Here is an 8,958-nt window from a genome sequence, read left to right as displayed (position 1 = left end):
GCACGCCGGGCCCGGCGGCGCAGGCGGCCTGCCGCGCGGAGCCGCTCTCCGGCGTGCCGGGTTGCGCTGTCGCGGGCATCGGCGCGGCGGCGCTCGCGCCCGACTTCCTAGGCCCCGTCTTCGCCGGCTACGCCTTCGGCGACACCTTCGGCCCGGCGCTGCGCGCGCTCGTTCCGAACCGCGCCGCGGTGCTGGAACGCGCGTGGGAGAACGCCTGCGCCGCCGCCGGCTGTCCGGCCATGGCGGCGTCCTTCCATGCGCTGCGGCCGTCGGCAGAATGGCGCCCGGCGCTGTTCCTGAACGGCACGCAGGTCGAGAGCGGCAAGCGCGTGGTCACCTCGCCGCTCGCCATCACGCTGCGGCATTTCGACGATGCCTTCGACTTCTTCGCGCTGCATGGGCGGGACATCCGCGTCTCCACCGCCGCGCTCAACGCCGCCCGCTTCCCCTATGTGACGCCGGCCGGGCTGATGCGGGCGGCCGACGGCACGCGCAACGGCCACATCGCAGATGGCGGCTATTTCGAGAACTACGGCGGCGAAACCGGGGCGGAGGTGCTGCGCGCAGTGCGCGATTTCCTGCGCGAGCGCGCCATCGGCATCCGCCCAGTGCTGATCGAGATCTCCTCCGACCCCGACCTGTCCGAGCGCGACCTGTGGCGCCCGGGAGAGGCGCAGGCTTGGTCGCTCTGCGGTGCCGCGGACGGGGGGCCGCAGCCCGTCGACGTGAACGCGCCCCTGCCCACCACCTGCGCCGAGCGGGACAGCGGCGCGATGACGCAGCTGATCGCCCCCGCCGGTGCGCTGGCCGCGACGCGGAGCGCGCGCGGCGTGCAGACCGTGCGCCGTGTCTGGCGCCAGGCCGCCTTCGCGGAAGGGGAAGCGGTGCAGTTCGCGCTCTGCGCCCAGGGGAACGGTCGGCCGCCGCTCGGCTGGTCGCTCAGCCGCGCGACGCGGGACGGCATCGCGGCCGATGTCGCAGCGCTGTTCGGCGATGGGGAACCGCGCAGCGCCTGCGTGGCGCGCAACCGCGCGGCGATGCGCCGGCTGCTGGCGCTGCTGGCGTCGTGATCGGCGTCAGCCTGCGTCCACGCCGGTGACGCGGCCTTCCTCGTCGTGGTGGACGACGAGCCGCCGCGCCGCGCGCCATCCCGGAAGGTCGGCGGGCGGCACGCCGAAGGCCGCGCCGATCACCGCGTCATCCGGGCGGGGGAAGTAGCGGCGTCGGTCCTCGCCGCGGAACTTACGGCGCTCGAACAGCACGCGGATCAGCATCAGCGCGCAGACGAAGACGGCGATCGAGACGCAGAGCAGTGCGGCGCGGAGCACGAGCCAGGGATGGTCCGGCGGTTCGACCGGCAGCATGTGCTGCACGAAGGGTGGCACCCACACAGCGCCGATCGCGGCGAGCAGGAGGTAGAGCCACCCGGCCCAGAGCAGGCTGGTGAGGATGATGTCCCGCAGGCGCAGCAGCAGCGGCCGGGAGGCCGCGTCCAGGATCAGCGGCGGCACGAAGTCTTGCGTCGCGGACATCAGCGGAACCCCCGGTCGGGGCTGACCCAGCGCGCCCGGCGCCCGTCGCGTCGCAGCAGTGCGCGCGGGAAGCCCCAGGCGGTCGACGCGGCCGAGAGCAGCCAGAAGGCGACCGGATACCAGATGACCCAGAGCAGCGGGCGATAGTTGGCGGCACCTTCCGGCTCGTAGCGCCGGTCCACCCAGAGCGCGACCGCAAATTGCGCAAGGCAGGCGATCGACAGCACCATCCCCCAGGAGGAAAGCAGCGCCGGCGGCGGGCTGATCCCCGGCGGCAGCACACCCGCGAGGCCTAGCAGCGTCAGCGCCAGCGTCAGCACCATCGCGTAGCACCAGAACACCGAGATGGCGTATTCCGCGAGCACGCCCCACATGCGCCGCCCCTGCCAGACCATGAAGTCCGGCGCGTAGCGGATGAAGGTCTGCGCGCCGCCCTGCGCCCAGCGCAGCCGTTGCTTCCACAAGCCGCGCAGCGTCTCGGGCATCAGGATGTAGGACAGTGCGTTGGGTTCGAAATGCACCGTCCAGCGGCGTCGCTGCAGCTTCCAGGTGACGTCGACATCCTCGGTTAGGTTGTCCGCCGTCCACCACCCCACATCGTCCAACGCACTCAGGCGGAAGGCGACGACGACGCCCGAGACGGTGAAGACGCGGCCATAGAGGCGCTGCGTCCGCTTGATCAGGCCGATGGTCGCCGAGAACTCGCCCACCTGCAGCAGGCCGAGGAGCGTCGAGCGGTTGCGGATGCGCGGGTTGCCCGTGACCGCGCCGAGCCGCGGCCGGTCCTCGAACCGACGCACCAGCCAGGCGGTGCAGTCGGGATGCAGGATCGCGTCGCCGTCGATGCAGACCAGGATCTCGCCGCGGGCAACCATGGCGCCGGCGCGCAGCGCCATCGCCTTGCCCTGGTTCTTCGCGAGATGCACGACGCGCAGACGGGGGATCTCCGCGGCGAGCCGGTCGAGCACCTCGGCCGTCCCGTCCTTCGAGCCGTCGTTGACGGCGATGATCTCGAAATCCGGATAGGCCTGCGCGGCGCAGGCGCGGATCGTCTCCTCCGCGTTGTCCTCCTCATTGTAGCAGGGAATGAGGATGGTGACGGCGAGCGGAGTCTTCATCGGCGGCGGCCTGTCGCGCCGCTTCGTGCCGTTCTCGTGCAGGTTCGCGAAAACCAGCCCGCCGATCACCCAGACCAGCATCATCAGCAGCGGCCAGTAGCCGACAAAGGTGTAGAGCGCGGGCAGGACGCCCGAGAGAATCGTCATCGCGCTCACCGCCGGAAGGGGAAGGAACGGGCGTTGATCGCGTCTCGCACCGTGTCGGCGTCGGGCAGGCCCTGGATGAAGTCGTCGGGGTACCAGCCCATGTGATGCGCGCCGAGCCGCTGCAGCAGCCGCAGTTGGGACCGCAGGCGCGCCGCCGGGATGGGCCGCGCGGGCTGCTGGCGCCAATCGACCGCCTGCAGTTCGAACACGGTCTTCTCGATACCGCCCGGCGTGGCCGCGACGCGCGCGAAAAGCTCGCGGAAGAAGGCGTCGGCGTCGGGCGCCTGTTCCATGTAGGGCATCGCCATCAGCGCGGCGCGGTCATAGGCGGCGAGGAAGCCCGGCAGGGATTGCGCGAACCATTCCTCCGACCGTGGCTCGAGCACCGTGCGGGCATAGAGGTTCCGCGCGGTCTTGAGCGGGGTGCGCCAGCGGCGCGCGCGGTCCGCCAGATGCAGCGTCAAGTCCGTCAGCGCCCGGGACTTGAGCGCGGTCCAGCGCGCCATCAGCCCGGCGTCGGCGCGGATCGCCGCGACATCCCCCGGCAGGCCCGCGGCGCGATAGGCGGCCAGCGCGGCAGGGTTCGCATCCTCATGGTCGGTCAGGAAGGCATCGTCGTGGAACAGCAGACCGTCGAAGGACGCGTGCTTCGCAAGGTCCTCGTAGATCTCACCGACCAGCGCACGGGTGCGCGGCGCGAAGGGCGACAGGCGCCAGTAGTGTTCCGCGTCACGCGCCGGTGTGCCGTGGCGGGTCGACAGCACCAGGTCGCGCTCCTCCCCCACCCGGAAGGACAGCACCGGCATCCAGGCGAAGACCTGCACCTCGGCCCGCGTCATCAGCTGCCAGGCGACGCGGTTGAACAGGTCCGCGCGCATCGGCAGGTGCCGGTTGGGGAAGTACAGCGCCTCCGCCACCCCGTCCCCGTCCGGGTCCGCATAGGCCTGGAGATAGACATGCGAGGGGCCGAGGCGGAATACGCGGGAGACAAGCGCATCGAGGTTGCGTGCCGACTGCGCCGGGTCAGGGTCGTAGACATGGTCGAGATCGACATGGAGCACGCGCTCGCGCACCGGCTCGTCGAAGCGCACCAGCCGCGCGAGGTCCGGCACGCGCGGATCGGACATGGTCAGAAGGCGGTTGATTCGGTCGGGACGCGACGCATCGGCCGGGCCGGGCTCGAGCGTCAGCGTCGCCGGCATTCCGAGCCGCCGGGCGATGGCCACCGTCTCGAGGTTGTGGCGCCCATACGGCCAGACGATCGACCGCGGCCGGCGCCCCAGATGGCGCGCGAGGATCGCGCTGGAGCGCGCGAGGTCGCCCTCGATCCGGCGCGTCCATTCGGCATCGGTTTCGTAGCGCCCGGTCCGCTCGTCATAGATGCGCGTGACCGCCGCGGGCTGGACATTGCCCTGCGGGTTGGCGCGCACGCCATGATGCAGGTCGTGGCTGTGGGAGGCGAATTCGCAGAGGCCGCCGGCCTGCATCTCCCGCGCCTGCGCCCAGCTCATCAGCGCCGAGCGCGGCGTCGGCTGGCCGCCGTAGTCGAAGGTGCCGCCCGCGGGCGTCTCCATCCAGGACGTGACCAGCGCGAAGACCGCCGGCGCGCGGAACGCCGTCAGGATCGGCATGGCGCGCGTGTAGTAGTCGTTGTAGCCGTCGTCGAAGGACAGCAGCATCGCCTTGGCCGGAAGCGGCCGCCGCCCATCGCGCGCCGCGAACACGTCGTCGAGCGAGACGAAGCGCCAGCCATCCTGCCGCAGGAAGGACAAATGCTGGACCAGCATGCTCTCCGAGATGGAGTAGTGGCGCTCGCGTCCGTCCTCGCCGATCTCGTGATAGGCAATGGAGGCGAAGCGCCCCGGGCCGGGCTGCGCCGCGGTGCCGCGCGGCAGGGCCAGCGCGGCGGGCAGCGAGAGCAGCCCGCGGCGCGTGAGGGGGATGAGCCGCATCAGAACCTCCAGCGCAGCGCGCCGGTGACGCTGCCCGCATCCTCCGACACGCCGTCATAGTCGCGCCGCACCCAGCCAGCGCCGTAGGAGAAGGAGAAGGTTTCGCTCAGGCGGTGCTCGTTCTCCCACCGCAGGGCCAGCAGCGGCGACCAGCCGAAGCCTTCCTGCCAGTAGCCGCCGCCGGTCGCGATGAAGCGCACGCGCAGGTCGCGCTCGTAGCGCCGCCAGGCGATCCAGGTGAGCGCGGCGGTCACGCCGACCTCCAGGTCGCTTTCCGGGTTGAAGTAGGGCCCGCCCGCCTGGCTGTTGCGCGTGCCGTAGGCGTAGGGCTGCAGGTCGAGCTTCCAGTCCGGCAGGTTCATCACCCGTTCCTGCACGCGGGCGAAGCCGATCAGGCGCGTATTGTCATCGGAGAACTGCACCACGCGCGCGGAGACCGCCGCCTCCCGCAGGTCCGAGATCCGCCAGGCGAGGCCGAGCTGCGCCGCATCCGCGTGGATGCCCGCACGCAGCGCGGCGAGGGGCGTGTCGCCGGCGCTGATCTCGCCCAGCGCCTCGATGCTCCAATGGTCCGACAGGCGCCAGGCGGCCGAGAGGAACGCGCCGCCGCGATCCACCCCTTCCCGGTCGAGGCTCGCCCCGCCGGTCACGACGAGGTCGGTGCCGCGCCATTCGACGCCGGCGAGCAGCCGGTACGTGGTCAGCGATCCGCCATTGGTATCGCCCGTGCGCAGCCGCGCGCCGGAGAAGACCCGCCAGTTCTCCGCGATCGGCGCCGACCACAGCCGCGCCGTCACGTCGACCTCCGGTTCGCTCGACCCGCGTTCGAGGCCGCCGCGCACGCTCGCCTCGAATTCGCGCATGTCGTGCACCTCGAGCCGGCGCGCGAGGCGACGCGCCGCGTCGTTCTCGGGGTATTCGCGTGCCAGGATGCCGATCTGCTCTCGCGCCTCCGCCCAGCGGCGGCGCTCCAGCAGCGCGGTCGCGCGGCCGAGGCGGAGGTCGAGCGCGTCCGCCTCGTTCGTCAGCGCGGTCTCGTATTCCTCGAGCGCGCGGTCGTGCCAGCCGCGCAGCCGCCAGATATCGCCGCGCAGCGCGCGGAGGGAGGCGTTCATGGCGGCGTTCGCGGCGAGTGGATCGGCCTCGGCCTCGGCGCCGGCGAGGTCGTCCCCCCACATGCGCCAGAGGATGCCGGCGCGCACCGCCTCGATCCGGTCGTATTCCTCGGCCGGCGGCTCGGGGCCGCGCACGGGGCGATAGGCGGGTATGTCGCGGCCGAGGCGGTCGGCGATCTCCCGCGCCTCGCGCCAGCGGCGCTGCTCCGACAGGGCGTAGAACAGGCCGAGCGTGGGTTCGAGCGCGCCGGGGTCGGCCTCCAGCACCGCGCGGTATTCGGCCTCGGCCTCCTCGGGCCGGCGCAGGTCGAGCAGCGCGTCGGCATAGGGTTCGCGGGCATAGGCGGGCAGCGGTGCATCGCGGCCGAGCGCCTCGGCCTCCGCCACCACCTCCTCCATCCGCCCGCGAGCGCGCAGCGCAGCAAGGCGGTCGAGCCGCGCGTTGCGCACCGCGCCGGCCGCCTCGGGGCCGAGCGGCGTCCAGGCGGCGATCGCGGCATCCAGCGCGGCGATCGCCGCATCGGTACGCGCGTGGCGCGCCGCGGGGTCGCGCGGCGTAGGCGATTCCACCTGGCCGCCCCAGCGCACCAGGAAGGCCGTGGCGGCGGAGCGGATGCGGCGTTCCTCCGCCGGGGTCAGGATTCCGGGCGCGGCGGCGGCGCGGACGAGTGCGAGTTCAGGGGCGCCGATGGCGGCGAGCGCCAGCGCTTCCCGCCGCCGCAGGTCGCGGTTCCCCGGCGCGGCGCGCAGGCCGCGCTGCGCGACGGCGAGCGCATCGAAAGGCCGGCGCAGATCCATGAGCGTGTCGGCAAGCGGCACGAGCGCATCGGACGAGGCGCCATGCGCGGCCGCCAGCGCCTGGTCCGCCGCGCGTGTCGCACCTTCGGCGGCGGCGGTGGCGCGTACGCGGGCGGCCGTAGCGGCAGGGTCCGGCCGCGTGGCGCGCTCGATCTCGGCGGCCACCTGGCGGATGCGCGGGCTGCCGGGGAAAGCGGCTTCCGCCTCGGCCAACGCGGCGCGGGCGGCGGCGGCATCCCCGCGCGCTGCTTCGGCCAGGGCCAGGCCCAGGCGGGTTTCGAGCCCGGTCTCCCCGGCCGCGATGGCGCGGCGATAGAGCGAGGCGGCGCGCGAAGCCTGGCCGGAACGGCGGGCGGATACGGCGGCGGCCGCGACGGCATAGGCCGGCGCGTTCGCCTCCCCCAGCGTGGCGAAGCGGGCCAGCGCCTCCCTGTCCCGACCGGCCCAGGAGAGCACGACGACGAGGTCGGCGAGCGTGCCGCGATCGGCCGGGGCGGCAGCGCGGGCGCGCTCCAGCATGGCGATGCCTTCATCCAGCCGGCCTGCGCGCGCCGCGACGACGCCGGCTTCGCGCAGGGCGGCAGCATCCTGCGCAAGGGCTCCGCCCGCGGGTACCAGCAGGGCGAGGAGGCCGAGGACAGGGAGATATGCGGATTTCTTCAGCGGAGCCGGCCCATTTTGGTCACGAGCCCGAGACTATCGCCATTCCTCTACCAGCGGCTGAATGAACTGGAATTCATCTACCGGTGTGGCGCCGAAGACTCATGTCGGTAGCGTGAGGAGTCTGCCCGGCATTCCGGCAACAGCGCGCCTCCGGCACGGCAGGTACCGCGCGCCTCCTGCCTGGTAGGTACCCGCGCGCCTCCGGCGCGACTGACCTCAGCCCTCCAGGAACGCCCGCACCTCGGCGCGCAGGAAGGCCGCATCGGCCGGATTCGCCACCGGGTTGCCGGCGCGGTGGCCCCAGATGCTGGGGATCGGCCGCAGCGCGCCGTGGCGCAGATGCGGCAGTTCGGCGGCATTGTCGGCGACGCGGAAATAGAGGTCGGTCTCCGACGGCATCAGCAGCACCCGCGCCTCGATGGATGCGAGCGCGCGCGCCAGGTCGCCGCCATGGCGCGGATCATCGGCGATGTCCGCGGCATCCCAGGTGCGCAGCTGCGCCAGGAGATCGGCCGCGTCGCGGCGAGCGAAGCGTTCCTCCCAGTCGGTGCGCAGGAAGGTCTCGAGGTCCGGCGCGCCGAGCGCCGAAAGGTGCAGCCCGGCGCGATAGAAATCCTGGCTCAGCGCCCAGCCGGCGTAGCTCCGACCGAAGGCGCGCTGGGCGCCGCGCGGGGGTGCGCGGAAGCGGGCCACACCGTCATACTCGGGAGCTGCCTCCAGAACCGCCATCAGCCCGGCGAGAAAGACCCGGTTGTGCACGCTGGTCCGCGCGCTGCCGCAGTTCACCACGATACGCCCGACGGCGCCAGGAAAGGCGGCGGCCCAGTGATACGCCTGCTGCGCGCCCATCGACCAGCCATAGACGGCGTGCAGGCGCTCGACGCCGAACACCTCGTGCAGCAGGCGCCGCTGCGCCGCGACATTGTCCCGCGGCGTGACCAGCGCCGGCCAGTCCGGGTCGTTGCTGGGCGAGGAGGACAGCCCGCCGCCGAACATGTTCGGAATGACGACGCACCAGCGCGTGGGGTCCAGCACGCCATCCGGGCCGATCAGCCACTCGATGTCCGGATGCTGCGCCCCGTAGCTGGTCGGATAGAGAATCAGGTTGTCCCGCGCCGGCGACAGCGTGCCATGCGCCCGCCAGACGATGCGCGCGCCCTTGAGCGAGCCGCCGCGATGCAGCGGCAGGTCGCCCGCCTCGAACACGCCTTCCCGAACCGGCCAGCCCATGCGCGCCCCGCGACCCTCGAAGCGGGCAAGGCTGCCATCGGACGGAGCGCCGATCCAGGGCGCATCCCGCATGCGATCGGACAACGCGGCGCTTGCCGCGGGCTTTCGCCGCCCTTGGCTGGGCGGTCAGCACCGTTCGCACGCCGCGGTGGCCCTGCATCGGCAGCGCATGAACCGACTGTGTGGGAGGCCCGAAGGGCGGCCGGGTCAGCGCAGCAGGGGCCGCAGCCGGTCCATCACCGCCGGGTCGAAGGGGGCGGCGGGCGGCAGCCGCTCGGCCCGCGCGAACTCGGCCAGGGCGGCGCGGATGGCGGGCCCGTCCCGCCCATCGACCGGCGCGGTCCAGGTGCCGCGTCGGGCCAAGGCCGATTGCGCGAAACGCGCCAACGGCCGGTCCACCGCC

At 72.8% G+C, this 8,958-nt stretch carries 7 protein-coding genes; 1 reads left to right on the top strand and 6 read right to left on the bottom strand.

All coding sequences use genetic code 11. The features are described 5' to 3' along the window. The coding region (locus tag HW577_RS14910; protein WP_419956590.1) for a hypothetical protein at window positions 1-1,070 on the top strand (1,070 nt) is incomplete at its 5' end. A 6-nt stretch (window positions 1,071-1,076) separates the two neighbouring features. Here the strand turns inward: HW577_RS14910 and pgaD are convergent. The 6 genes from pgaD to HW577_RS14880 all read right to left on the bottom strand — a co-directional run. Then, window positions 1,077-1,532 carry a poly-beta-1,6-N-acetyl-D-glucosamine biosynthesis protein PgaD gene (pgaD, locus tag HW577_RS14905; protein WP_198376942.1) on the bottom strand — a complete coding sequence of 152 codons (456 nt, stop codon included), beginning with the start codon at window positions 1,530-1,532 and terminating at the stop codon, window positions 1,077-1,079. Continuing rightward, window positions 1,532-2,797: a poly-beta-1,6-N-acetyl-D-glucosamine synthase gene (gene pgaC / locus HW577_RS14900; protein WP_198376941.1), complete on the bottom strand. Its 1,266-nt coding sequence runs from the start codon at window positions 2,795-2,797 to the stop codon at window positions 1,532-1,534. The genes pgaD and pgaC overlap by 1 nt, the downstream gene beginning before the upstream one ends. Window positions 2,798-2,802: 5 nt before the next feature. Then, window positions 2,803-4,749, bottom strand: a complete 1,947-nt coding sequence (pgaB, locus tag HW577_RS14895) for a poly-beta-1,6-N-acetyl-D-glucosamine N-deacetylase PgaB (RefSeq protein WP_198376940.1) — start codon at window positions 4,747-4,749, stop codon at window positions 2,803-2,805. Beyond that, complete coding sequence (gene pgaA / locus HW577_RS14890) at window positions 4,749-7,181, bottom strand: poly-beta-1,6 N-acetyl-D-glucosamine export porin PgaA (RefSeq protein ID WP_198376939.1); 2,433 nt, start codon at window positions 7,179-7,181, stop codon at window positions 4,749-4,751. Before pgaA ends, pgaB begins: the two co-directional genes overlap by 1 nt. A 360-nt stretch (window positions 7,182-7,541) precedes the next feature. After that, a complete protein-coding gene (locus tag HW577_RS14885; protein ID WP_232474956.1) occupies window positions 7,542-8,639 on the bottom strand; it encodes an alpha/beta fold hydrolase in 1,098 nt (365 codons plus the stop codon). Between the two features lie 123 nt (window positions 8,640-8,762). Continuing rightward, on the bottom strand, window positions 8,763-8,958 hold a 196-nt coding region (locus HW577_RS14880), incomplete at its 5' end, for a peptidoglycan-binding domain-containing protein (RefSeq protein WP_232474955.1).

It is taken from the genome of Neoroseomonas rubea, assembly GCF_016106015.1.
In the GTDB taxonomy this organism is placed as follows: Bacteria; Pseudomonadota; Alphaproteobacteria; order Acetobacterales; family Acetobacteraceae; genus Neoroseomonas; species Neoroseomonas rubea.
This window is presented reverse-complemented; position numbering and strand designations above follow the sequence as displayed.